This window comes from Novosphingobium sp. (assembly GCF_030699305.1).
In the GTDB taxonomy this organism is placed as follows: Bacteria; Pseudomonadota; Alphaproteobacteria; order Sphingomonadales; family Sphingomonadaceae; genus Novosphingobium.
In genome coordinates this window covers 31,852-56,035 of record NZ_JAUYNB010000025.1, presented here as the reverse complement: position 1 = coordinate 56,035, position 24,184 = coordinate 31,852, and the positions used below count along the sequence as shown (strand labels likewise).

The following is a 24,184-nucleotide window of genomic DNA, read 5'->3' as shown; positions in this document are numbered from 1 at the left end:
GAGGACAGTTCCAATGGCGCAGTGGAATCTTGGCGACATACTAGACGCGGTCGAGCCCGCCCTTCCGGCAGACACACCGGCCTTGATCCACGGCACGCGCGTCGTCACCTGGGCTGAAATGGGCGCGCGGTCGAACAATATCGCGCGCTTCCTTACGGCGAACGGCATTTCGCCCGGAACCAAGGTCGCGTTCTATATGCGCAACCGCCCCGAATACGGCGAATTGATGGCAGCCTGCTTCAAGGGCCGGTTCACTCATGTGAACATCAACTATCGCTACCGCCCTGAAGAGGTGTTCTACATCTTCGACGATTCGGACAGCGAAGCCATTTTCTACTGCGCCGAGTTTCGCGATTGCATCGTCGAATTGAAAGACCGGTTGGCCAAGGCCAAGGTCTTCGTAGAAATCGGCGACGCGGCTGCAAAGGCATCCTTTTCGCTGGCCTATGAGGACCTTGCCGCTGCGGGGGATGGATCGCCGCTGGGGATCGAGCGATCGCCGCATGACGAACTGTTCATATACACCGGCGGGACGACCGGAATGCCAAAGGGCGTGGTTTGGCGCCACACCGATATGCGCGAAGCTCAACTCGATGCGCAGCGCTTACTCGCGCCTGTACCGGAAAGCCTTGACGAAGCCGTCGCCATGATCCGCGCCGAGGGCCCCGGGCGGATGACTTTGCCGGCTTGCCCGATGATGCACGGAACCGGCTTCATCACCGCGATCGGAACGCTCGCCTCGGGTGGATGCCTTGTCACTCTCGATAATATATCACTTGATCCGGTCGAACTCTGGGAAGCGGTCGAACGAAACAAGGTGCAGTCGATCGCGATCGTCGGCGACGCGTTTGCCAAGCCGATGCTCAAGGCCCTGGATGACAATCAGGGCCGGTTCGAAACGTCTAGCCTGATAACCATCGTCTCGTCAGGTGTGATGTGGAGCAAGGAGGTCAAGCAGGGCCTGATCCGGCACATTCCGCAAGTTGCCCTGATGGACAGCTTCGGGGCTTCGGAGGGACTTGGCTTCGGTCGTTCGGTCACAACTGCCGCAGGGACCACGGAGACCGCAAAGTTCACCATTGGCAGCTCTTGCGACGTGTTCGACGAGAACGACAAGCTGGTCCATCCGGGGACTGGCGTACCGGGCTTCATTGCCCTCAAGGGTCCGATCCCGCTGGCCTACTACAAGGATCCCGAAAAATCGGCACGAACCTTCAAGACCATCAACGGAGTTCGCTACTCGATCCCTGGGGATTGGTGCACGGTCGAAATGGATGGCAGCTTAACCTTGCTTGGGCGGGGTAGCATCTGCATCAATACCGCTGGTGAAAAGGTCTATCCCGAAGAGGTCGAGGAAGTACTCAAGACCCATCCGGCAATCGAGGATGCGCTTGTTGTAGGTGTGCCCGATGACAAATGGGGGCAAGCAGTAACTGCGGTGGTTTACCTCGCCTCTGGCACGACGTTCGATGAATCGGCTGTCAAGGAGCACGTCCGCAGCAAGCTGGCGGGTTACAAGACTCCCAAGGCGGTTTTCGCAACCGCGATGGCGCTACGTGCGCCGAACGGAAAGGCGGACTACAAGAGCGCGGCAGAGCTTGCTGCCAAGCTGAGCCACGCGCAGTGAGCGCACCTGATCCGAATTACGATGCGCTGATCATCGGCGCGGGCTTTAGCGGCGTCTACCTGCTCCACCGGCTGCGTCAGGCCGGGTTCCGGGTCAGGCTGATCGACGCCGCAGCTGAACCCGGCGGTATCTGGTACTGGAACTGCTATCCTGGTGCCCGGGTCGATTCGCACGTTCCAATTTACGAATTCTCGCTGCCCGAATTGTGGCAGGACTGGACTTGGAGCGAACGGTTCCCGGGCGGCGGCGAATTGCGAAAATACTTTCGCTACGTTTGCGACAAACTGAATCTGTGGCCCGCCATGGCGATGGGAACGCGTGTGTCGGGAGCCCACTTCGACGCTAACAGCAATGTCTGGCGCATAGATACCACGCAAGGAGAGCAGATCAGCGCCCGGTTCCTGCTGCCGTGCGCAGGCTTCGCGGCCAAATCCTATACCCCGGACATTGCTGGCTTGGAGACCTTCGAAGGCGAACAGCACCACACCGCGCACTGGCCGCAGGGCGGCCTTTCGTTTGCCGGAAAGCGGGTAGCGATCATCGGAACCGGGGCGAGCGGCGTGCAGGTGGCGCAGGAAGCCGCGCGCGACGCCGCGCAGCTGACTCTGTTCCAGCGTACTCCGATCCTGGCTCTGCCGATGCAGCAGCACAGTTTGAGCATCGAACAGCAGACCTGGGAAAAACCTGGCTACCCCACCCTGTTCGCGGCGCGGGCGCATTCGAACGGCGGTTTCGATGCCGATCGAATGGAGGTCAGCGCACTCGACGTCGATGACGCGGAGCGCACGGCGACCTTCGAACGGTTATGGCAAGCCGGCGGCCTGAGGTTTTGGTACAACAACTTCTCCGACCAGTTGACCAATGAACGGGCCAACCGGTTCGCCTACGATTTCTGGCGCGATAAGGTCCGTGCGCGGATTGCCAGTGCGTCCCTGCAAGAGGCGCTGGCGCCAATGGAGCCACCGCATCCCTTTGGCACGAAACGTCCCTCGCTTGAGCAGAACTATTACGAGATATTCGCGCAGGAAAACGTGTCGCTGGTCGAACTCAAGCGCAATCCGATCATGCGCGTGGTCCCAACCGGCATCAAGACCGCGAGCGGCCTGATCGAATGCGACATCATCGTGTTCGCCACGGGTTTCGATGCCGGCAGCGGCGGACTGATTGACATGAAGGTTCGCGGCATCGAAGGCTTTGACCTTGGCGAAGCGTGGAAGGAGGGGGTCCGCGCGTATCTAGGCAATTCGGTTTCCGGATTTCCCAACATGCTCTTCCACTACGGCCCGCTGAGCCCGTCCGGATTTTCGAACGGTCCGACCGCCGCCGAACTTCAGGGTGACTGGACAACGGATTTCCTCGTTCACCTGAGAAACGAAGGGTTCACGCGGTTTGAGCCCGATCCCGCGGCAGAGCGCGAATGGACCGAAATGGTCGAACAGATCGGCGCGATGACGCTCTTTCCCAAAGCCAAGTCCTGGTACATGGGCGATAACATTCCAGGCAAGAAGCGCCAGCTGATCAACTTCCCGAGCGTATCAACCTACGCCCAGATCTGTGCCGACGTTGCCGCAAATGGCTATCGCGGCTTCAGTCTCGTTTCTTGAACATTCTGATCGGAAAATACCTTGTCGAGTGACATAACGAACGGTCTTGGCGATATCGATCCGGAATGGGCCCCGAACCCTGAAGAACTGCCCCGCTGGTTTGTCGATGCCCTTGCCGTTCCGCGCGAGGAAGGCTTCGTTGAGGTTGATGGCACGGGGATCCACTATTTCCGGTGGGGGCAGCGCGGTAAGCCACCCGTGCTGATGACTCACGGCTTCCTCGCCCACGCCCGCTGCTTTGCCTTCATCGCGCCATTCCTTGCGAACGATTACGACGTCGTAGCCTACGACCTGTCCGCAATGGGCGACAGCGCGGTGCGCGAAAATTGCGACATGGCCGCGCGCGGCCGGGAAATGATCGGCGTGGCGTGGGCGCTGGGCCTGTTCGATGCTGACCGGAAACCGGCGATCGTCGCGCACAGCTTCGGTGCCAGTGTCGCGCTGGAGGCGCTTGAACAATTGCCTGGCGGCTTTGCCGGTGCAGCCACTTGCGACATGATGACCCTGCGCCCCGCCATGCTCGAAGCATTCTGGGCAGGCGGCCACACCAGCCCGGGTTCAGGCAATCCCGACAAGCCGCAGCGCATCTACCCGGACTTTGCGACTGCCCGCAGCCGCTACAAGCTCTCGCCGCCGCAGCAAGTGGGGGAACCGTTCCTGATGGACTATATGGCCTATCATTCCTTGCGCCGGGTCGAAGGCGGCTGGAGCTGGAAGTTCTCGCCTGCGGTGTTCAATCGCGACAATTCGCGTGCCGATTGGCTAGCGATCGGCCCTAAACTGGTTTCGGCACCGGGGCGAAAGGTGATCGTGCATGGCGAGGAAAGCCTGTTGTTCACGCGAGACTCGCGGAATTTCGTGCACGAGCTTGGCGGAACCGACATCCCGATCATCGCGATACCCAATTCACGACACCATTTGATGCTGGATCAGCCCTTGGCATTTCTTGCCGCGATCCGATCGGTGCTAGGATGCTGGCTTTGGCCGCCCGGTTGATCGGCAGCTAGAAATCAACGTGAGTTCAAGATTCTAAAAAAGTGAGGAGGATTATATGTTGAAATCTAATGGTTTTCATTTGATCGCGTTGTCGGGATCATGCAGCCTATTAGCGATAGCGAGTCCCGCTCTGGCCCAGCAAACCGCCGGGGGTGAGGCAAATGTGAGCGAGCAGGTCGAGCAGCAAGCGGCGGGTGGAGAAATCGTGGTCACCGCAACCCGCCGTTCGGAAACCCTCTCCAAGGTTCCGCTGGCGGTTACCGCCGTTAATGCTCAATCGTTGCAGAATTCCGGCGCAAGCGATATTCGGCAACTTGGCCAGCTCGCACCTTCCTTGATGGTCTCTTCGACAGGAACCGAAGCTAACGGCTCGGCGCGCGTTCGCGGCGTGGGGACAGTCGGGGACAATCCGGGCCTTGAAAGTTCGGTCGCGGTATTCATTGATGGCGTCTACCGGTCTCGGTCCGGCGTTGCCTTGTCGGAACTTGGCGAGGTCGAGCGGATCGAAGTGCTGCGCGGACCGCAGGGCACACTGTTTGGCCGGAATGCATCGGCTGGCTTGATTCATGTGATCAGCAAGAAGCCATCCTTCACCTTCGGAGCGAACGCCGAGGCCAGCTATGGCAATTATGATTATTGGCGCCTGGCTGGTTCGATAACCGGCCCTTTGACCGATACACTCGCGGCAAAGATTGAGGGCGTATACGCCAAGCGCGACGGCTTTTATAACGATGTGAACACAGGAAAGGATGTTAACAACCGCGACCGCTATTTCGTGCGCGGGCAATTTCTGTTCGAACCGACGGATGCGACCAGCATCAGGTTGATCGGCGATTACACGCACCGTGAAGAAGCATGCTGCGGCGCAGCATATATCGATGCGGCCTTCAACCCGCAGATCGGAGGCCTCAACGATCCGACACAGAACAATATCGTCAAGGTTCTGATCGATCTCGGCCAACAGCCCCAGGCATTTAGCGATCCGTTCAGCCGCAAGATCTGGACATCCCCGGCCCATCCGATGGGCGGAACCATCAACGATGGCGGCGTGTCGCTTGAGGTCAATCACGATTTCGGCGCGGCAAAACTCACCTCCATCACGGGCTACCGCGAGTTCAAGAGCGAGCAGGAAGGCGATAGCGATTATTCCACGGTTGATCTGCTCTACAGGGCTCCTGGCTCTTTCCGGCAGTTCAAGACCTTCACCCAGGAATTGCGCCTTCAGGGTTCAGCCTTCGACGATAAGCTGGATTGGCTGGTTGGGGGCTATTTCGCGGACGAAAAGCTGAATGTCGACGATGCGCTGCGCTTTGGCAGCCAATACGGACGCTTCGCCGCCTGCCGGATCGTTTCGGGCGGAGGCCTCGCGGGCTTCTACGATCCTGCAAGCACCGGTTGCCTCAGTGCAACCGGCCGGACTGTCGTGGGAAGTTTTGGCGCTGACATTATCAATGGCTTTGATCGCCTCGATTCGATCCGCAACGTCGGTACGACGATGGATTCGTACCACCAGCATTCCAAGAATTATGCGATGTTCACGCACAACATCATCACACTTGCCGATGAATTGAAGTTGACGCTTGGCGCGCGTTACACGTGGGAAGACAAGAGCCTCGACGCCACCTTTGGCAACAACAACACGATTTGTCCGGCATTGCAGGGAACCTTGATCGATGATCTTTCCAGCGCCAACGCCACGGTTCGCACGCTAGCCGGATCGCTCCTCAGCCTGGGCTGCCAGGGGAACTCGACATCCGAGGTGAACGGGGTCTCGATCAACGGCCAGCGCAGTGAAGGTGAATTCACCTATACGGCGGGCCTCTCCTATCAGGTCCGCCCAGAGGTAATGATCTATGCCAACTATTCAAAGGGATACAAGGCGGGTGGGTTCAATCTCGATCGATCTGCCCTTAAGTCGCCAATCATGCCATTTGCGGCAGGTGGCGGCGCGCAGGCCTATGTCCACAACCTCATGTTCGATCCGGAATATGTCAAAGCCTATGAGGTGGGTCTGAAGTACAGCTCGCGGGAATTCAGCCTGTCCGTGACAGGATTTCGGCAGGAGTTCAGCAACTTCCAGTTGAACACTTTCGCCGGCGCGGTTTACATCGTTCAAACGGTCAACGGTTGCAAGGCTAGCCTGGGCGGTGCGGACAGGGACGCTGATCCAGCTACCGGCTCCTGTGCTTCCGGCGATGTTGGCTATGGTGTCCTCAGCCAGGGTGTGGAGATCGAGGGTTCCTTGCGCCCTGTGCGCAATCTGACCTTTAACCTTGGTGTCACTTACGCCAGCACAAAATACCGCGACAACCTGGTCGGAAACAGCCAAGGTGCTCCGCTTGACCCGGCATTGCGCGTGCTGCCTGGCAAGCAGATCTCGAATTCCGCACCGTGGGTGGTCACCAGTTCGGCCTCCTGGACACCCGAAATCGGCAGTTCGGGATTGCATGCGCTGTTTTACGTCGATGCCCGGCTCAGCTCGGATTATAATACAGGGTCGGACCTCTATCCGCAAAAGAGTCAAGATAGCTTCGTGGTCGTCAATGGACGCATCGGCCTGCGTGGACCGGAGGAGCGTTGGGGAGTCGAATTCTGGGTTCAGAATCTCTTCAACCAGGACTACACTCAGGTAACCTTCAACACGCCTTATCAGGCGGGCGGAAGTTCAGCCAGTTACGGCTATCCCCAGTTTCCGGGCGGACGGCAAATCTTCTCGTCATTCCTCGCCGAGCCACGTACCTACGGTGTCACGGTGCGCGGCAAGTTCTGATTAGTCATCATCAGCTTCCGGGATGCTTCATTGTGTCCCGGAGGCTGCCTTGACTTGGCGTTATTAGTTTTTCAACGCTGATTAGTACTACAGTTGCGTTTACTGCCGAAGTCTGATTCACTGCCTGCGATTGGCGGAGGATTGGACCATGACGGTTGCGGATTGGGCGGGGACATTGGTCGATTGGCGTGCAGCGCTTGATGATTTGAAGGCCTATATTGGTCCGGCGCTGGGCCGGGCGGAGACCCGCGCCTCAGGCGGTGCGTTCATCGATGGGTTGTTTTCGGGAACTGAGCGTAAGACCGGATGGATGCTTGCCGAAGTGGCCGGACTGGATCGTCCTTTTCGCATCCAGTCACTGCTTGGGCGTAGCGCCTGGTCAGCAGATGCTCTGCGCGAGCTTGTGCAGGATTACGTCATGGCAGGGCTCGGCGATAGGGGCAGCGTTATTGTCGTGGATGAGACGGGATTCCTGAAGAAGGGCACACATTCGGTCGGAGTGGCGCGGCAATATTCGGGTACGGCGGGGCGGGTGGAGAACTGCCAGGTGGGCGTTTTTCTGGGCTACGCCAGTCGCTACGGCCATACCCTGATCGATCGCAGACTCTATCTGCCCAAGGCCTGGGCCGAGGATGGCAAACGTCGCCGCAAAGCGAATGTGCCCGAGAATGTCGCCTTCGCCACCAAGCCGACTATGGCGCGGGAGATGATCGCAGCCGCGTTTGACGCTGGCGTATCGTGCGCTTGGGTGCTGGCCGATGCCCTATATGGTTCGGATTACCAGCTGCGCCGCATGCTGGAGGATCGCGGCCAGCCCTATGTTCTGGCGGTCCGGTCCAACCAGCATCTGCGCTTCCTGACAGAAGAAGGACTTGTCCAGACCGACCCAGGCTGCCTGGCGGGAGAGCTGGAAGAGAGCGACTGGCATGCGCTATCGGCGGGCGAGGGGGCCAAGGGGCCGCGGCTGTATCACTGGGCGTGCCTGCCCCTTAACTGGACGACGCACGACGGCTTCACGCGCTGGCTGCTCTTCCGTCGCAATCTCAAGAATCCCGACGATCTGGCCTATTACTTCGCCTATGCGCGCGAAGGAATCTCGCTCGAGGAGTTGGCGGGAGCCGCAGGCCTGCGCTGGACCATTGAGGAATGCTTCCTGCGCGCCAAAGATGATCTCGGGCTTGATCATTGCGAAGCACGTTCTTGGCAAGGCTGGCATCGTCATATGACGCTGGTCATGGCTGCCGCCGCATTCCTTGCCAAAGTTGCCGCTGATCAGCGCCGAGCGGCTTGGAGTCGGGTCGAACCCGAAATTGGCAATCCCCGGAAACGGGACAAAACGAGTCCGAGCCAACAAGCCGCGTGACCCTCGTGCTTCAAGGCCTCCTGTCCACCTCGGAAATTCGCAAGCTCATCGCAAAGCTTATCTTCGCAGCACAACGCCATCCCACCTTCATCTGGGCCTGGTCCCGATGGCGACAAGCCCACCAGACCATCGCCGCTCTCTGTCACCGCAAAATTCGGCTTGAAACGCAACTGTAGTACTAGTAATAGCTATCCGACAACTTCAACTACGGAACCATAACCGGCATTATCGGGAAGCACGAGGAGACGTTTGCCATCGCGTTCTTCCAGCGCGGGGAGAACGGTAACCAAGGTTCGCTCCTCCGCGCGCTTAATACAATCCGCCGCATCATTGGCTTCAGCCAGCAGTTGCACGTTCATCCGAGTCGGGAAGATAACCGTGCGCTCGCCGCATTTGGCCAGGCGCAAGACATCGCTTGGCGAGATCCATTCGGCATCGACGGTCTCGTGCCCATCGCAGGCAGCGACCTGGTTGGCGGGGGCGTGGACCGCATAGAAAAAGGTGTCGAACCGCTTTGGCATGATCGGCGGCGTGATCCAACGGGCAAAATGCTCAGCGCATCAAGCCGCAAATGCACACCCAATTCACGCACCACGTCGATGAAGGCAATTTCGCCACGTTCGACGGAGGCCCGCACATCTGGATCAGAAGCGGCCTCGAACAGGTCGCTGCCAGGATAGCGCGCCATCAGAATGCCGGCCTCTTCGAAGACTTCACGGATTGCAGCTATGCGAAGGGAACGCTGAACAACGTCGAACTGATCCCATCCAGCGCAATGCTCCACCCAGGCCGGGTCCGAATCGGCTCGATGTAACTTTCCGCCGGGAAAAACGAGCGCACTGGAGGCAAAATCGATTTGCTGGTGGCGTTTAACCATCAGCACCTGGAATTCGGGATCATCGCGCAGCAACATGATCGTTGCTGCCGGTTTGGGCTCATGTGCTCCTTTATCATGGCGCATCTTGTCTTTCCTTTTGCTATCTAGCCAACCAGTTCAATCATGCCGTTTGCGCCATGCAAACGCCAGCTTCAGAACCTACCCGACATAGACACCCCGACCACTCGCCAACAATTGGCCGTTGCCATCTTCGATCCGGATCTCGGCAACGTTGATTTGTTTGCCCAGCTTGACCACCCGCCCAGGCCTTGCGGAGCATGGCCTTGAGCCGGGAGAAGGTCCTCTCGATTGGGTTGAAGTCCGAGCTATATGGCGGGAGGAAGCGCAGGGTTGCACCTGCCGCTTTGATCCTCTCTCTCACGGCTGCCCGTTTGTGGCTCGAGAGGTTGTCCATGATGACGACGTCACCGGGGCCGCAGCTCGGGCACTGGAACCTGTACCTCATAGGCTTCGAACCAGTCGCCGTTGATCGGCCCATCCAGCACCATCGGCGCGACCATGCCGGTCATGCGCAGGCCCGCGACCAGCGTGGTGGTCTTGCGGTGCCCGTGTGGGAAGCCCATCCGCAGCCGCTCGCCATTCCGGCAACGACCGTGACTGCGGGTCATGTTGGTGGCGGTCCAGGTCTCATCGATGAAGGCGAGTCGTTCGCGTTCGAGGTCGATCTGGTTGTCGAACCAGTGCTGGCGTTGCCTCAGGACGTCGGGACGGTCCTGCTCGATCGCGTGCCTGGTTTTTTTTGCGCGTGATCCCATGACGAACGAAGAAGCGATGCACCGTGCCGATCCCGACCAGGGCGCCGCGCTCGATCAGCTGCGCCTGAACCTCGACCAGAGTCATGTCGCCATGCTCGGTGATCAGCTCCCGAATGAAGGTAACCCTCCGGCGGGTCCCGCCTTGTCTGGACGGTGAGTGATCGGTCTTGAGTGTGCTCTTATTTGCGCACTCAGGAGCGGTTGATGGGTCAGATCACAGTGTTTTCGGGTCCGGAGCGTCGCCGTCGATGGAGCGAGGAAGATCGGGTTTGTTGATTGCTACTGAGAAGTGACCCGGGGAGGCCAGTAATTTCCACTGAGAAGTGACCCATGTTTGAACACGTCCCTGGCTTTGAAGAGCGGGGGACCATGGAGTGTTGGACATGGCATTATTGAGCGTCATCCGGCGCTGGCATCACCGCGATCATCTGTCGATCCGGGAGATAGCCAAGCGGACCGGTTTATCCCGTAACACCGTCCGGAAGTATCTGCGTTCGGGAACAGTCGAGCCGCAGTTCAAGGTGCCGGAGCGGCCAAGCAAGCTGGATCCGTTCGTCGAACGGCTGACGGTCTGGCTCAGGCGGGAGATGGGCCGCCCGCGCAAGCAAAAGCGCACGATCAAGCAGCTCTATGCCGATCTGGTGAGCCTCGGCTTTAATGGGTCATACGGCCGTGTGGCCGCTTTTGCACGTGGCTGGCGTGCTGATTATCGCCGCCAGCAACAGATGAGCGGCAAAGGCACGTTCGTCCCGCTATCCTTCGCACCTGGTGAGGCGTTCCAGTTTGACTGGAGCGAGGACTGGGCGATCATCGATGGCGTGCGCACCAAGCTGCAGGTAGCGCACTTCAAGCTCAGCTACAGCCGTGCCTTCTTTGTGCGGGCCTATCTACTCCAGACCCATGAAATGCTGTTCGACGCCCATAATCACGCGTTCCGCGTGCTGGGCGGCGTGCCGCGGCGAGGCATATACGACAACATGCGCACCGCGGTCGACAAGGTCGGGCGCGGCAAGGACCGGACCGTCAACGCCCGCTTCCTGACGATGGTCAGCCATTATCTCTATGAAGCGGAGTTCTGTAATCCGGCAGCGGGTTGGGAGAAGGGACAGGTCGAGAAGAACGTCCAGGATGCGCGACATCGCCTGTGGCAGCCGGTTCCCCAGGTCGGGAGCCTCGATGCGCTGAACATCTGGCTCGAGAATCGCTGTAAGGCGCTGTGGCAGGAGATCCCACACGGGATCGAGCCAGGTTCTGTTGCTGATGCCTGGGCTGAGGAGGTGGCCAGCCTGATGCCGATGGGCAGGGCCTTCGACGGCTTTGTCGAGTATGGCAAGCGGGTCTCGCCGACCTGCCTCGTCCATCTGGAGCGCAACCGCTACAGTGTGCCGGCCTCCTTCGCCAACCGCCCTGTCAGCGTGCGGGTCTATCCTGACCGCTTCCTCGTCGTCGCAGAGGGTCAGTTGTTGTGCGAGCATCGGCGGATCATTGATCGATCCCACGACAAACCAGGGCGGACTATTTATGACTGGCGCCATTATCTGGCAGTTGTCCAGCGCAAGCCGGGAGCTCTGCGTAACGGCGCGCCGTTCCTCGAACTGCCCGACGCCTTCCAGCGGCTACAGCGGCATCTGTTGCGCTCTCCCGGCGGCGACAGGGAGATGGTCGAGATCCTTGCCCTTGTGCTGCACCATGACGAGCAGATCGTGTTAATGGCGGTTACCATGGCGCTGGAGGCTGGTGTTCCGACCAAAACCCATATCCTCAACCTGCTGCACCGGCTGATCGACGGCAAGCCGCTGACAACACCGCCGATCAGGGCGCCGCAAGCGCTGAAGCTCGTCAGCGAACCACTTGCCAATGTAGAACGTTATGATGCGCTGCGCGGGGAGAACCGCCATGCGTCATGATCCCGCTAGCGGTGCCATCATCGTCATGCTGCGCAGTCTCAAGATGCACGGTATGGCACAGGCCGTCACCGATCTCATGGAGCAGGGAGCGCCGGCGTTCGATGCGGCTGTCCCGATCCTGTCCCAGCTCCTGAAGGCGGAGACTGCCGAGCGGGAGGTGCGATCGGTGTCCTATCAACTCAAGATTGCGCGGTTCCCGGCATATCGAGATCTGGCAGGCTTCGACTTTGCCAGCAGCGAGATCAACGAAGCGCTGGTCCGCCAGCTCCACCGCTGTGAGTTTATGGGCGTTGCCGACAATATCGTCCTGGTCGGCGGTCCCGGCACCGGAAAGACCCATATCGCCACGGCACTGGGTGTCCAGGCGATCGAACATCATCGCAAACGCGTGCGGTTCTTCTCGACGGTCGAACTGGTCAACGCGCTCGAACAGGAGAAGGCACAGGGAAAGGCAGGCCAGATCGCCGGCAGACTCGCCCACTCCGATCTCGTTATCCTCGATGAGCTTGGCTATCTGCCGTTCAGCGCCTCAGGCGGCGCTCTGCTGTTCCATCTGCTGAGCAAACTCTACGAACGCACGAGCGTTATCATCACCACCAACCTCAGCTTCAGCGAGTGGGCCAGCGTGTTCGGTGATGCCAAAATGACCACCGCGCTCCTCGATCGCCTCACTCATCACTGCCACATCCTTGAGACCGGCAACGACAGCTTCCGGTTCAAGAACAGCTCAGCTCTGCAGACCAAAACCCGGAAGGAGAAATCCCGATCTTGACCCAACCCTGACATCCGAAACATAATCGCAAGGTGGGTCACTTCTCGATGAAAACCCCGGGTCACTTCTCAGTAGCAATCAACAGGTTGGCTCGAATGCGCCGCACGCCCCGCATTGCAGCAGTGCTTGATCAATTCGTTCGTGAAGTCGCCTTTGATGAAGCACGGCAGAGTTGGCATCCCAAGGCTGCATTGGTCAGGATCCGTTCGGCCGACGATATCGTGACTTGGCGTCTCTGGATTGGGAGCCGCAACCTATCTGAATGCGTCAACCGAGACATTGGCCTTCTGTTGGTATCAGGTGGCACTGGCGCGCGTGCTATCCCCGGAATTGCGGATCTCGCCCGAAGCTTAGCAGAGCATGCCGATCTCAAAGGGCTTCGGCCCGCCTCATTGATTCGCGAAATTGGCAAACTGCAGTGGCGGGCACCGACTGGCGTCACTGTGGAACAAATTAGATGGCATCCAGGAGGGAGCGCAGAGCAAGCGCCGGGGCCGCGGGACACCGCGGACGAAATCACAATCGTTAGCCCCTTCGTTGATAAGACATTTCTTTCTCGCCAACTGTCAGCGGGACGTAAGACTGCACGCCGGGTCCTTTTGACGACGATGCGTGAAATCGAACGGGTCGGACCGGCTCTAGGCGCCTTTGATGAGCTTCTTGCGCTCGACGCACCAGAATATCCAGCAGGTGATCCCCCCTCGGAGGAAAGCTCTGCCGCAGAGCAGACTGCTGATCGTGACGAAGAGGAGGAAATTGGTCGGGGCCTTCACGCGAAGCTGTTGTTCTGGCGTGACGGCCGCAAGCGTACGATGTGGCTCGGCAGCGCCAACGCAACAATGCGGGCGTGGACTGGGCGCAATGCCGAGGTTGTTGCTGAACTTCAAATTACCGAACCCGTCGAGCGGGGCCTGCGGGCCTTGATTGGCTCTGCGCGGTTGGCCTCTGCTTCGAGCATTGAGCGCCTCGCCGATGATTTAGAATTGGAAGAGGAGGCTCTCGAAAGAGCTCGAGCTCAGGTGGCCGCCCGCTGGGCCGCGACGCTCGAGCTTTCTGATAACGGTGTCGCGCTCGACCATCGATCCGATATCCATCCCGATGGCCCGCACCCAGAAGAAGCTGACATCGCGCTAGAAGTCGGCACACTTCATGGTTCGCTCTTGGCTTGGCCGAGGGGCATCAACCGGTTGATGCTCGGCCATGTCTTACCCGCCGAGCGGAGCGAATTTGTTCGGTTGAGAGTGAGCCGCGGTTCACTCGGGCTTGCTTGGCTGCAACGCGCACCAGCAGATCCGCCGTTTGGCGAGGATCGCGATCGAGCCGCATTTGTGCGGTTCCTCGGGGCGCGAGGGTTTCTTCTCTGGCTTGCCGGCCTGTTGGCGGATGACGGTCGCGACGGGGAGGGCGATTGGACAGTCGAACAACGAGATGAACGTGCGACTGCCAAGTCTGATGTCGCCCTCGACCCCGGTCTACCTACGCTGGAGGAGATGATGGCGGCATGGGCGCGAAGTCCAGCACGGTTCCATGAGATCGAGCGCCGTGTGTCGCAATATCTGCCGGCAATCATGGAGCATGCGGACCAAGAGGATCCAGACATGGCCGACTTGTTGAAGCGGTTTGGTGGTCTGTGGGCCACCCTGAGGGCTGGACTTGGCAAGGACCAGAAGTCGCGGCGATGAGTGATCCCAAACCTTTTCAGCAAGCCGCGGTAGAGGCAGCACTGTCTGCATTCGCGGATACCTCCGGGCTCCGGCGGTTTCTGGTTGCCGATGAAGTCGGATTGGGGAAGACCGTCGTCGCCAAAGAGGTCGCGAGGCGGCTCTCGCATGACGGCCTGAAGCCACTGATCGTGTACTACATTGCGAACGGACATGCCGTTTCGCACCAAAACAAGGGAAGGGTCGTCGGCTTCCTCGACAAGAAGAGCCGGCTTGCTGCAACGAGCACCCCTGATCGGCTGTCCTTGATTGCAGTGGCGGCGCGCCCGGACACTCCAGTCTTGATTTACGCACTGACACCAGGGACGTCTTTTCCGGGATCTCGTGCCCGGTTGACCAGCGGTCGCAAGGAAGAGCGTGCCTATCTCAAGGTCCTCCTCGAGCGTGCCTATCCGGCATTTGCGAGAAAACTCGATCCAGCCATTCTAAGGCTCAATGTTGGAGATTCATGGGGTTCGCTCGTCCAGCAGGCTGAGGAAAAGCTTGCAACACCGCCGCCAAATTTGACCCAGCGCTTTCGTGAAGCACTAGCGACCGTGTTCGGCGAGCCTGTGCGTGAGCGCATGGATCAGGAATTGCGGGGCGACCCTTCAACAAAGAAAAAGGCGCTTACGCCGACTGCATTCGTGGGCAAACTTCGCAGAGCGCTCGCGCTGGCAACGCTGCGCCATCAACCGCCCGATCTCGTCATCCTCGACGAATTCCAACGTTACCGGCAAATCTTGGATGACCGGGAAGCAGACCCGCTCCTTGCGGCATTGTTGAATCCTCCGGCTTCGACGAAGCGGCCAGCCATCTTGTTGCTAAGTGCGACACCTTACCGGCTGTTGAGTACCCGGTGGGAGGAAAGCCAAGGCGTACTGGCGCATGCAGAGTTGCTCGAACTAGTCGGCTTTTTAGCTGGTGACGGCGCAAGGACGAAGGCAAAGGATCTGTTTGCCCGGTTCGGTGACAAACTTCGCGACATTGCGGCCCATGTCGATGGTGACCACCCGGATCGAGAGACGGAGATCATCGAAGCCGGTGAAATCCGCGATGCGCTGCGGGCCCTTTTGACGCCCGTTATTTCCCGAACCGAACGGGACAGCGTTGCAACTGGCGACACGCTCGCAGCCACCCGCTTTCTCGATGCAAAGCCCAGCACAGAAGATTTCCGCGTCTACCGCCATCTCGTTGAGTGCTTCGAAGAGAACGGGAGTTACGCGTTGCCATACTGGTCGTCAGTGCCGTTGCCGGCGCAATCGCTCGGGCCGCGGTACATGGCTTGGAAGCGAGCGACTATCAAAGCTGCGCCAAAGCTCACCAGGATGACGCGGGAGGGGCGCAATCGTCTCGAAGCGCCTGCGAACTGGCCCGACGCAAAGCTTAGGGCGCTGAACGCCATTGCACCGCCTACACTACTTTCGTTGCCGTGGGTGGCGCCTTCCTTGCCATGGTGGCCGCTCGACGGGGGCTGGAAAGATGCCGGAGGTGATCCGAAGCTCCTTATGTTCAGCAGGTTTCGCGCAACGCCACCAAGCGTGGCTGCGTTACTGAGTTTTGGTGTTGAGGCGCACAATCTGCCAAATGCCCGGGGTGGCTATGAAAAGGCCTATAGGCGACGGCGTTTCAAACTCTCAGCGCTGCCGGGTCCGGTCTTGGCAGCCTTTCACCCGTCACCATGGCTGATCCAGAACACCGATCCATTGCAGGCGAAAGGTGTCAAGCTCGCGGATGCACGCAAGGTTGTACGTCGCCAGATCCTGGCGAGCCTTCCCAAGGGCATCGTGAAGAAAGGCACCGCAAAGGCGCGCAGGGCCCACCGGTCGGTAGCGATCGTAATCGGTGCAATTGAGCGCTGGGCGGGTATGCTCGAATTGTCCGCTCAGGCGTGGAGCGGCGTTATCGGCGATGATCGTGCAGCACGGTCGGCGATTGCAAAATGGCGTCGAACGCCCCCGTTGGACCGCTTGTCTCCACTCGAGCTTGAGGATCTGGTTGACCACGCCATGGGCGCACCGGGAATTGTACTCGGCCGTGCGCTTTATCGGCACGACTCATCAATTCTCCATCCCGGTCGCTTTGCTGAACTTGTTGAGCTTAGCTGGCAGGGTTTTCGGGCCTATCTCGACAACCCTGTGATCCTTTCGGCACTGCCGGGGACCAACGCTGTCGACAAGGTAATGCGTGCTTCCGTCGATGGCGGGCTGGAGAGTGTTCTGGATGAACATTGTTGGTTTCGAACGCAGAATTTGCCTGATGGCGCACCTGGCTTGCTCAGAGATGTTTGCACCTCGCTCGGCTTGCGGGCGGGCAGCTTCAGCTTTCATGGTCTTGGTGGACAGAAGCACAAGATACCGGTTCGTTGTCATGTTGCAGTCCCCTTCGGCGACGCGGAAGCTGAACCGGTTTCCAAAAGCACGGCTGCATCGGCAGCACCTGCACGCCCAGATGAGGTGCGCCGAAGCTTCAATACCCCATTCTGGCCGCATGTCCTCGCAACCACTTCAGTTGGCCAAGAGGGGCTAGACTTCCATCCTTGGTGTTCGCGCGTTGTCCATTGGGACCTGTCCTCGAACCCGTTGGATTTGGAACAGAGGGAGGGACGGGTTCAACGTTATGCTGGGCTGGTCGTCAGGAGGCGTCTGGCGGAACACCTCAAAGACGTCGTCCTCAACAATGGCCTGTCCGGTTCCCCGTGGCTGCGCCTTCAGAGTCTCGCCGGCGATTTGGCCGACGCTAGCGGACTGCGACCTTGGTGGGTGTTCGATGTTGCCGAAGTGCAACGGCACGTCTTCGAACGGCCCTTCGGCCGTGACATGGTGCAATTTGCTCGGCTTCGTGAGCAACGACTGATCTATCGATTGGCTCTCGGCCAGCCCAATCAGGAGGACTTCATCGACGTCCTTGCCCAAGGTGGCGCGGCTACAAGAGCTGTGCTTCGACCGCTCGTATTGGATTTGTCAGCTATGGGCTTGCGGCAAGTCGAGCGGGAGGACAGTCATGCGCCTGTAGATGCGGCACTGTGACGCACAGGTTGAATGGTGCTCAGACTTGGGCTGCCCTTCGTCGGTGAGCATATCACTCGAAGGGTTTCCGATGTGACGGAAGCCATGCACTTGATCGCCACGGTTAGCCGGCTTGCAAGGGACTTCCTATTTCATGCTCGGTGCTGAGAGGTGGTATTTCGACCAGAATATATGGCATGTTCGATGCAATATCTGACCAATTGAAAACGTAACTACCCGTCAGCGTGATTGGCTGGCCATAGCCGCCGGTTTTGTAGGTCAGTGTATTACCAGACATGTATTGCGATCCGTGACGAAAATCGAAGTCGCTTGTGACGTCTGAATATGAAGCCTGATCGACGTAGTGCCGATGGTCGGTTGCCACTAGCATAAAGCCAATGTCCGCTACGTCGGCGCAACTCTCCAGTCGAGCTATGTCTTTGAAAACATCGTATCTATTGTTTGGCTCTCGATGGTTTTCGCGCTTGAAGAATTTGAGCTCGATGGCGCAACGCCAATCGCGGCTTCGATGGTCCGTCAGCCTAAACCAGATATCGATTCTTCCACGCCTGCCATCGGCGCCGCGCAGGGGTTTTTCGAGCTCCACTGAGAATGTCTCGTTCTCACTCATCATCTCCAGATCAGCCGCTGTCGCGATGATCCGTCCCAAATGCAGTTGGAGGGTTGCTTCGCTTTCGCACCGCACCCGTCCACCGCCGATCTGGCGGAACAGCGTCGTGACAGAGAGATTTACGATGTTCCGCAGGCGTTGAATTGTCACGGGGGTGGACACCATTTGAAAAGTCGGGCGCTGTCAGCATCGCAGCATGAATGTCGTCGGGCATCTGCTTGGCCCGCCTGCCGCGGTTTACGCAGAGATTGACTCTGCTTTCCATCTTTGATTTTCTAATCAAGCGCATTCTCGATCAGATCGGCACGCTCCCTGGAAGGGTGTGTCGTGATTTCATTCAAATGTAGTTCGATCTTAGCGGCCGCAATGATTTGCGTCTCAGCCGCGAGAGCCAGAGAAGTTGATCTTGTCCGTTTTTCTCCGTTTGCCGTTGTCGCGAGCAATGAGCAGGGGGCCGTCGGAGCTGCACTAAGCACCCATTTGGAAGGGTTGATTGAGTCGAGCGACGCGCCGTTCACATCTACACCGTGCCCGCAGCATGGATACCGTCCGGCCTGGTGGTTGACTCCCGAGGTGGAGAACCGCCGAGGAGCCTATTTTGCTGCGATGTCCGCCATTGCTTGCGAAAACGGGCTGCCTGAAAGCCTTCTGGACGCAGTCATTGCTCAGGAGTCAGGATACAAAGCTTGGGCACTAAGCCGGGCGGGGGCAATGGGCATGATGCAAGTCATGCCGGGTACAGCGAAAAATCTAGAGTTAAGGAACCCCTGGGACGCGCTTGCCAACATGAGGGCGGGGGCACGATACCTTCGGCAGCAACTTGATCGTTTTGGGCGCGTCGATCTGGCCTTGGCTGCGTACAATGCTGGGCCCGAACGTCGTTCACTTGCGCTGGGCAACGTTCCTGCAATCGCGGAAACGGTCAATTACGTTCGGGCCATCACAACCAACTGGGTTCGTCTCACTCAGCTTGAGGGGCCAGACCCGGATGTTGCTGCACGAGCGATAGCGGCCAGCATGGCGGTGAGAGCCTCAGGCTACCGTGAGGTATCGCTCATCACCTATCAGGGCACGAACGTTGAAAACCCGATATAGTGGGCATACAGGATCGCAATCGCCAAAATGCTAGGAAAACCGCACAGGTAGCTGAGCTGAAAATGCAGCCAAACCTTCGGAAACCACAGCAACCGTCTCAGACCGTTACCTTGTGGCGGGGCTATCACCCCAGTCCGGATGTCGTAGATCGTTTTGAGGAGCGCGCAGCCCGAGCAAATCGCAGCAAGCAGCCCAACCGCGGCATAGAGCTGAGTCCAGGCGGCGATGGTCTGAGGGCCCATATGCGGCCCGTCAGGCCTGCAGGGTCTGGTTGTTTTGCAAGACCCGCTCCTGGTGCGAGAGCAGCAGGTCGTACGCTCGCCGCGCCGCCTCGTGGATCACCGCTGGCCGCAGATCGACCTCGATCGACCCGCGCTTGCAGGTCAGCACCTCGAGATAGAAGCTCTTCAGGCTTTCGGTCGCGAGGAAAACCGATTGCTCGACATAGGCCAGCGGGTCGTGGAGCAGCGCGACGCTGATCTTGGCGCGGACGTGGTCCATTCCCAGCTCGCTGAAAATCCGGTCGCGCAGATCGTCGGTCAGCGGGTTGGTCTGCTTGAGGATCTTGTGCAGCTTGGCGCGCGAAAGACGCATGCGATCGGCAAGGTGCGCCGGCAGGATGTTCTGGCGCACAAGCTCGGCATTGATGAGCTGCTTGTACTGGTCTTGCTCGCAGCCGCGGGGGGCAGCATTGGCAAATGCAAAGACGGGTTCACTACCCGGTGGGCCACTCGGCTTGAAAACCGTCTCAGGCGTCAAGTTCCTGTGAGGCATGTTCCATCCCTCCCATGGCAAAACGTCTATGGGATGGCATAATCTGTCAAGAGTCTTGAGGAGCGCACGTGCTCGCGCGTGGAGATTACCTAGAGAAGGTTGTGCTTCACCGCGAGGTATACTGCGAAGGGCACCAGAGCCTTGTCTGATCCAGCCTTTTCACCAATCTCCTTCACTTTGGCGCGCATCGCATCGTAGTCGGCTGACCACTCAGGCGTGACTTCAAGATGGATCCGGATATCGCCGTCGATGGGATACTCGGCGAGAAACTCCGCAAGCTCAGAGCGAGAAATCCCGTGGGATTTAAGGCGCGAGCATGCAGCCTGAACTGTCATCCGCATTGTCTGGAACCGGCGGGTTTGCTTGGAAAACGCAGCCATCGCATCGACCAACAGCGCAAAGCACTGCTCGCTCACGAATAGGCGGACGTTGCGCGTTCCTGCGGCCATTGACGGGTTATCCAGGGCATGTGTCGGCGGGCACAATGGCCCAAAATTGTAAATTTGGCGAATCCGGGATGCTGGACGCGATTCGCTGCGTTCAATTCCTTTTTGGGAAATCGTTGTTACCGCAGCGGAAATCGAGATTACCCGAATAGGGAAACACGGTTCCCGAAACGGCAACCGCATTTCCCTTATCGGGAAATAACTGGCCTGTTCGGTTCCGCATTTCGGAAATGATCCGATTCGTTTGCCTGCCTAAACCGTCCCTTAATTGCTCCCGCCAGCGCTGATCTGTTCATTCTGAATGCCGTGACAATCACGGCGTTTGGAAAAGGACATGGCAACATGAAACACACGATGAAAGGGAAGGGCGCAAGCCTCATCCAGGGGGCCGCGGTGGTCGCGGTCGCCAGCCTGGTCGGAAGCGAAGTCGCGATGGCGGGCGCCGACACGACCTTCAACACCGCGCTGACTTCGTTCACCGGCTTCCTCGAAGGCTCGGGCGGCAAGATCATCACGGTGCTGAGCCTTGCGGGCGGCATCGTCGGCCTTGCCTCTGGCCGCTTCAGCCTCGGCCAGGTCGCGATCCCCGTCGGGGTCGGCGTCGGTGCCGGCACGGGCGTGCCCATCGTCACTGCGGCCGTCACCGCGACGATCTGACCTTCAACCCCGTTCCGTCCGGACAAGTGCTCATGCGCATCCGGTCGGACACCTCGGAGGGTGGCGCCGCTCATGAATCGCTACACGGTTCCCGCGCATCTCGATGATCCGGAGCTGATCGGGTTTTGGACACTCGATGAGTTCCTCGCGATGATCATCCCGTTCGCGTGGGGCATCCTGTCTCAACATATTTTCATCGGTCTGATTTCTAGCGTGCTGGCCTGGTGGGGATTGCGCAAGTTGAAGGCGGGACGAGCCGTCTCGTGGATCATCCATTCAGCCTACTGGTACCTGCCGGGTGCCTTCATGGGGCTGAGAGCGACGCCGCCCTCCCATCTTCGCCTGATGGCTGGCTGAGGACGGCACCGACATGGACCTCTCGATTTCTCATGGGCAAGCGCAGCGACTGCTAAAGCAGCGCAACCTGCTGGCCATCACCGCGACGGGCCTGTTTGCCTTGAGCGTCTTGCTGACGCTGACCGCCGCGCGCCGCGACCGCGAGGTCGTGCTGCAGCCGGTACTGGCCAAGCCGCTGACGCTGTCCTCGAACCATATCGACAAGGACTATCTCGAGCTGGTCACGCGCGATGCCGCGCTGCTGACGCTCAACCGCTCGCCGTCCAACCTCCGATACTGGATGGATTCGATCCTGGAGATCACCGATCCCAGGACCCACGGCCGGATGAAGGCCGAGCTGATGAAGATCTTCAACGAGCAGAATGGCTCGAATGTCTCGCAGTACTTCACGATCGAAAACCTCTCCGTCGATCCCGATGCGCTGACCAGCGAGGTCAACGGCGTGCTGCACACGGTGGTGGGTTCGAAGGAGGTCACCTCGGAGGCCCGGACCTTCCGCTACGTGTGGAGCTACTCGGGCGTCAGCCTGAAGCTCGCCGGGTTCGGGCGCGTGACCAAGGACGCCGCGGGCAAAGTGATCGCGAGCGCCAGCGCCAAAAGCAGCACCGATGGGGGAGACGAGTGATGGCTGAACTCGCGTTGGGCGCGATCGGCGCCGGGACAGTGCTGGCGGGACGCCCCCTGGCGATTGTGGGTCGTCCCGTAGGCGCCGCGATGATCTGCTTTGGCGCGCTGTGCCTGGCGGCAAGCCCTGCCATTGCCGACCAGAGCATTCCGGCGGCCGACAATGGCACGGTCGCCTGCGTCGCCTCGGCAAAGGATCTGACCCGGATCAGCCTCGCCGGTGACCAGTTTGCCTCGGTATCCAAGATCAGCACTGGCAACCCGGCCGAGGACTTCAAGATCGTCAACGAGCCAGTGCGCGGCGACATCTACATCTCGGTGCCCGACGGCTTCACCAAGCCGAACCTCTCGTTCTTCGGCACCACCCGGAAGGGCTTCGTATATAAGTTCCTCTGCCAGGTGCGGGGAAGCGACGCCGAGCAGGTGTTCGTTACCAACACTGCGGTCAAGGCCGAGGCGGCGCGCGACTGGGAAGTGCGCTCCTCGCCCGAGGACACGGCGGTGCGCCTGGCACAGGCTATGTACCGCAGCGAGACCATCGAGGGCTTCGAGATCCGGCAAAGCGTGCTCGAGCCCGTCGCGGTCGGCAAGCTCGAGGTCCAGCAGGTCGGCGAATATCGCGGCGCGGACTTGAAGGGCCTGATCCTCAAGGTGCGCAACACCGGGAAAGAGCCCCTGCCGCTCGACGAGAACCTGCTCGCGGCGCGCGGCAGCGTCGCCTTCATGACCCCGGTGAGCGAACTCGCGCCGGGCAAGTCGGCAGCCGTCTACCTCATCCAATCGAATGGAGGCCAGTGATGGACTGGAAGAACCCGTTCCGCAAAGGCCCCAAATCACTTGATGGCCCCGCGAGTGAGCCAGGCGGCAGCGATGCAACGCCGCTTGGAGATGCGATCGTCGCCAACGAAGCAGTCAAGAAGAAGCAGATGCTGCTCCTCGGCGCCGGCGGGCTCGCCGCGCTGATCATCGGCTCGTCGTGGATCTTCGCCGGCGAGAACAAGAGCAGCGACGGCAACGTCAAGCGCCAGGTCGCCGACGTCTCGGTCGACGAGATGGTCAACAAGAACATGGCCGAGAAGGAATGGCGTGCCCAGTCCGAGGCGCAGATGATGTCGATGGACAACAACATGCGCTCGCTCGCCGCCCGCGCACAGCGGGCCGATCAACTGGAAGCGCAGCTCGCGCAGAGCCAGGCGCAAGGTGGGGGCAGCACCGGGGGAGCAGGGATTTCACCCGATACCGAACGGGTGCTCACGGCCTACCAGAACGAGAACGAGCAGCTGAAGGCCGCGCTTGCTGCCGCCCGACAGTCGCCGATCATGGGCCAGCCCGTTGTTGGCCCCGGCGCCACCTCAGTCGGACCCAACGCGCTCTATGGGCGGACCAGTCCCCCCAGCTACCAGGCGCCCGGGACCCCGGCCGGACAGGCAGCGATGGCGGCAGCCGGCATGCCCGGCGGTCGCGGCAGCGAGGTCAGTCTCGTCTCGTTTGGCGAGGGTACCAGTGGCACGGGTAGCCCGGTGCCCAAGGGCAACACCGTCTTCACCGACAGCGCCAATTACCTGCCGCCCAATTCTATCGCGGTCGCCAAGGTGATCGTCGGGGTCGATGCCGCAGCCGGGGTCCAGAGCCAGACCGATCCTTTGCCGGTCGTGCTGCGCATCACCGGCCCAGCGCGCTCGGTCTATGACCACGGGCGGCTGCTCACGACCAATATCGCCGGTTGCCTCGTCAACGGTGCGGCGCGCGGCGATCTCTCGAGCGAGAAAGTCTACGTCAAGCTGCAGCGGATGACCTGCCCGCAGCCCAATGGGCGCTACGCGGTCTCGGATGTGAAGGGCTTCATCGCTTTTGGCGGCAAGACCGGGGTGCGGGGGCGCGTGGTGAGCCGCGAGGGTTCGCTCATCGGCCAGGCCTTCCTTGCCGGGCTCGCCGGCGGGTTCGGGCGCGGCTTTTCCGCCAACACCAATACGACGCTCACCGGGACCAACGTCAACGTCAACGGCCAGCGCCAGAAGCTCGGCACCGGCGACATCCTTGAAGGCGGCCTTGGCGAAGGCATCGCAACCTCGGGCGACATGGTCAGCAAATACCTGATCGAGCGGGCCGAGCAGTACCAGCCCGTGATCGAGATGCCGACCGGGATCGATGTCGAGATCGTGTTTCTCGAAGGCGTGTTCATCAACGGATGAGGAGGGTG

20 protein-coding genes and 1 pseudogene are annotated in these 24,184 nt (G+C 59.8%); 15 read left to right on the top strand and 6 right to left on the bottom strand.

Features of this window, described 5'->3' with window-relative positions; translation table 11 throughout:
• The first annotated feature begins 13 nt into the window (after window positions 1–13).
• From Q8Q53_RS10750 to Q8Q53_RS10730, 5 genes are all read left to right on the top strand, one after another.
• Window positions 14–1,627, top strand: coding sequence for an acyl-CoA synthetase (locus tag Q8Q53_RS10750; protein ID WP_305701771.1), 1,614 nt, complete (start codon window positions 14–16; stop codon window positions 1,625–1,627).
• The gene (locus tag Q8Q53_RS10745; RefSeq protein ID WP_305701770.1) at window positions 1,624–3,231 is read left to right on the top strand and encodes an NAD(P)/FAD-dependent oxidoreductase; all 1,608 of its coding nucleotides are present in this window, start codon (window positions 1,624–1,626) and stop codon (window positions 3,229–3,231) included. Before Q8Q53_RS10750 ends, Q8Q53_RS10745 begins: the two co-directional genes overlap by 4 nt.
• 21 nt (window positions 3,232–3,252) lie before the next feature.
• The gene (locus Q8Q53_RS10740) at window positions 3,253–4,227 is read left to right on the top strand and encodes an alpha/beta fold hydrolase (RefSeq protein ID WP_305701769.1); all 975 of its coding nucleotides are present in this window, start codon (window positions 3,253–3,255) and stop codon (window positions 4,225–4,227) included.
• A gap of 55 nt (window positions 4,228–4,282) precedes the next feature.
• Window positions 4,283–6,997, top strand: a complete 2,715-nt coding sequence (locus tag Q8Q53_RS10735) for a TonB-dependent receptor (RefSeq protein ID WP_305701768.1) — start codon at window positions 4,283–4,285, stop codon at window positions 6,995–6,997.
• Between the two features lie 148 nt (window positions 6,998–7,145).
• The gene (locus Q8Q53_RS10730) at window positions 7,146–8,360 is read left to right on the top strand and encodes an IS701 family transposase (protein ID WP_305701767.1); all 1,215 of its coding nucleotides are present in this window, start codon (window positions 7,146–7,148) and stop codon (window positions 8,358–8,360) included.
• Window positions 8,361–8,548: 188 nt separating this feature from the next.
• Here Q8Q53_RS10730 and Q8Q53_RS10725 read toward each other — a convergent pair whose 3' ends face one another.
• The 3 genes and pseudogenes from Q8Q53_RS10725 to Q8Q53_RS10715 all read right to left on the bottom strand — a co-directional run.
• Window positions 8,549–8,719 (bottom strand): hypothetical protein, encoded by a 171-nt coding sequence (locus Q8Q53_RS10725; RefSeq protein WP_305701766.1) that lies wholly within the window; start codon window positions 8,717–8,719, stop codon window positions 8,549–8,551.
• A complete protein-coding gene (locus Q8Q53_RS10720) occupies window positions 8,716–9,321 on the bottom strand; it encodes an NUDIX hydrolase (protein ID WP_305701765.1) in 606 nt (201 codons plus the stop codon). The genes Q8Q53_RS10725 and Q8Q53_RS10720 overlap by 4 nt, the downstream gene beginning before the upstream one ends.
• Before the next feature lie 181 nt (window positions 9,322–9,502).
• A pseudogene (locus tag Q8Q53_RS10715) lies at window positions 9,503–10,131 on the bottom strand (IS630 family transposase); the annotation flags it as partial.
• A 265-nt stretch (window positions 10,132–10,396) separates the two neighbouring features.
• Here Q8Q53_RS10715 and istA point away from each other — a divergent pair.
• The 4 genes from istA to Q8Q53_RS10695 are packed head-to-tail and all read left to right on the top strand — an operon-like array spanning window position 10,397 to window position 17,421.
• A complete protein-coding gene (gene istA / locus Q8Q53_RS10710) occupies window positions 10,397–11,920 on the top strand; it encodes an IS21 family transposase (protein WP_305701764.1) in 1,524 nt (507 codons plus the stop codon).
• Window positions 11,910–12,692 (top strand): IS21-like element helper ATPase IstB, encoded by a 783-nt coding sequence (gene istB, locus Q8Q53_RS10705; RefSeq protein ID WP_305701763.1) that lies wholly within the window; start codon window positions 11,910–11,912, stop codon window positions 12,690–12,692. Before istA ends, istB begins: the two co-directional genes overlap by 11 nt.
• A 32-nt stretch (window positions 12,693–12,724) precedes the next feature.
• On the top strand, window positions 12,725–14,374 hold the full coding sequence (locus tag Q8Q53_RS10700; protein WP_305701762.1) for a phospholipase D family protein: 1,650 nt from the start codon (window positions 12,725–12,727) through the stop codon (window positions 14,372–14,374).
• Window positions 14,371–17,421 carry a helicase-related protein gene (locus tag Q8Q53_RS10695; RefSeq protein WP_305701761.1) on the top strand — a complete coding sequence of 1,017 codons (3,051 nt, stop codon included), beginning with the start codon at window positions 14,371–14,373 and terminating at the stop codon, window positions 17,419–17,421. The genes Q8Q53_RS10700 and Q8Q53_RS10695 overlap by 4 nt, the downstream gene beginning before the upstream one ends.
• 103 nt (window positions 17,422–17,524) lie before the next feature.
• Here Q8Q53_RS10695 and Q8Q53_RS10690 read toward each other — a convergent pair whose 3' ends face one another.
• Complete coding sequence (locus tag Q8Q53_RS10690) at window positions 17,525–18,181, bottom strand: hypothetical protein (RefSeq protein WP_305701760.1); 657 nt, start codon at window positions 18,179–18,181, stop codon at window positions 17,525–17,527.
• Window positions 18,182–18,358: 177 nt separating this feature from the next.
• On the opposite strand from Q8Q53_RS10690, the gene Q8Q53_RS10685 reads away from it, so the two are divergent.
• The gene (locus Q8Q53_RS10685; RefSeq protein ID WP_305701759.1) at window positions 18,359–19,126 is read left to right on the top strand and encodes a lytic transglycosylase domain-containing protein; all 768 of its coding nucleotides are present in this window, start codon (window positions 18,359–18,361) and stop codon (window positions 19,124–19,126) included.
• Window positions 19,127–19,378: 252 nt separating this feature from the next.
• Here Q8Q53_RS10685 and Q8Q53_RS10680 read toward each other — a convergent pair whose 3' ends face one another.
• Together Q8Q53_RS10680 and Q8Q53_RS10675 are read right to left on the bottom strand one after the other, a co-directional pair.
• The gene (locus Q8Q53_RS10680; protein WP_305701758.1) at window positions 19,379–19,885 is read right to left on the bottom strand and encodes a hypothetical protein; all 507 of its coding nucleotides are present in this window, start codon (window positions 19,883–19,885) and stop codon (window positions 19,379–19,381) included.
• A gap of 104 nt (window positions 19,886–19,989) precedes the next feature.
• Window positions 19,990–20,349, bottom strand: a complete 360-nt coding sequence (locus Q8Q53_RS10675; protein WP_305701757.1) for a hypothetical protein — start codon at window positions 20,347–20,349, stop codon at window positions 19,990–19,992.
• A 339-nt stretch (window positions 20,350–20,688) separates the two neighbouring features.
• Here Q8Q53_RS10675 and Q8Q53_RS10670 point away from each other — a divergent pair, with 339 nt between their 5' ends.
• From Q8Q53_RS10670 to Q8Q53_RS10650, 5 genes are all read left to right on the top strand, one after another.
• A complete protein-coding gene (locus Q8Q53_RS10670) occupies window positions 20,689–21,003 on the top strand; it encodes a hypothetical protein (RefSeq protein ID WP_305701756.1) in 315 nt (104 codons plus the stop codon).
• Window positions 21,004–21,075: 72 nt separating this feature from the next.
• Window positions 21,076–21,360 carry a type IV conjugative transfer system protein TraL gene (gene traL / locus Q8Q53_RS10665; protein WP_019053911.1) on the top strand — a complete coding sequence of 95 codons (285 nt, stop codon included), beginning with the start codon at window positions 21,076–21,078 and terminating at the stop codon, window positions 21,358–21,360.
• Between the two features lie 13 nt (window positions 21,361–21,373).
• Window positions 21,374–21,985, top strand: a complete 612-nt coding sequence (locus Q8Q53_RS10660; RefSeq protein WP_305701755.1) for a type IV conjugative transfer system protein TraE — start codon at window positions 21,374–21,376, stop codon at window positions 21,983–21,985.
• Window positions 21,985–22,782 (top strand): type-F conjugative transfer system secretin TraK, encoded by a 798-nt coding sequence (locus Q8Q53_RS10655; RefSeq protein ID WP_305701754.1) that lies wholly within the window; start codon window positions 21,985–21,987, stop codon window positions 22,780–22,782. The genes Q8Q53_RS10660 and Q8Q53_RS10655 overlap by 1 nt, the downstream gene beginning before the upstream one ends.
• Window positions 22,782–24,176 (top strand): TraB/VirB10 family protein, encoded by a 1,395-nt coding sequence (locus tag Q8Q53_RS10650; protein WP_305701753.1) that lies wholly within the window; start codon window positions 22,782–22,784, stop codon window positions 24,174–24,176. Before Q8Q53_RS10655 ends, Q8Q53_RS10650 begins: the two co-directional genes overlap by 1 nt.
• The last annotated feature ends 8 nt before the right edge of the window (window positions 24,177–24,184 follow it).

Coding starts and splice junctions, on each gene's coding strand:
- istA (WP_305701764.1), top strand. CDS start 10,397: ATGGCATTATTGAGCGTCATCCGGCGCTGGCATCACCGCGATCATCTG.
- istB (WP_305701763.1), top strand. CDS start 11,910: ATGCGTCATGATCCCGCTAGCGGTGCCATCATCGTCATGCTGCGCAGT.
- Q8Q53_RS10670 (WP_305701756.1), top strand. CDS start 20,689: ATGAAACACACGATGAAAGGGAAGGGCGCAAGCCTCATCCAGGGGGCC.
- Q8Q53_RS10650 (WP_305701753.1), top strand. CDS start 22,782: ATGGACTGGAAGAACCCGTTCCGCAAAGGCCCCAAATCACTTGATGGC.
- Q8Q53_RS10725 (WP_305701766.1), bottom strand. CDS start 8,719: ATGAACGTGCAACTGCTGGCTGAAGCCAATGATGCGGCGGATTGTATT.
- Q8Q53_RS10675 (WP_305701757.1), bottom strand. CDS start 20,349: ATGGCCGCAGGAACGCGCAACGTCCGCCTATTCGTGAGCGAGCAGTGC.
- Q8Q53_RS10720 (WP_305701765.1), bottom strand. CDS start 9,321: ATGCGCCATGATAAAGGAGCACATGAGCCCAAACCGGCAGCAACGATC.
- Q8Q53_RS10735 (WP_305701768.1), top strand. CDS start 4,283: ATGTTGAAATCTAATGGTTTTCATTTGATCGCGTTGTCGGGATCATGC.
- Q8Q53_RS10655 (WP_305701754.1), top strand. CDS start 21,985: ATGGCTGAACTCGCGTTGGGCGCGATCGGCGCCGGGACAGTGCTGGCG.
- Q8Q53_RS10730 (WP_305701767.1), top strand. CDS start 7,146: ATGACGGTTGCGGATTGGGCGGGGACATTGGTCGATTGGCGTGCAGCG.
- traL (WP_019053911.1), top strand. CDS start 21,076: ATGAATCGCTACACGGTTCCCGCGCATCTCGATGATCCGGAGCTGATC.
- Q8Q53_RS10750 (WP_305701771.1), top strand. CDS start 14: ATGGCGCAGTGGAATCTTGGCGACATACTAGACGCGGTCGAGCCCGCC.
- Q8Q53_RS10695 (WP_305701761.1), top strand. CDS start 14,371: ATGAGTGATCCCAAACCTTTTCAGCAAGCCGCGGTAGAGGCAGCACTG.
- Q8Q53_RS10660 (WP_305701755.1), top strand. CDS start 21,374: ATGGACCTCTCGATTTCTCATGGGCAAGCGCAGCGACTGCTAAAGCAG.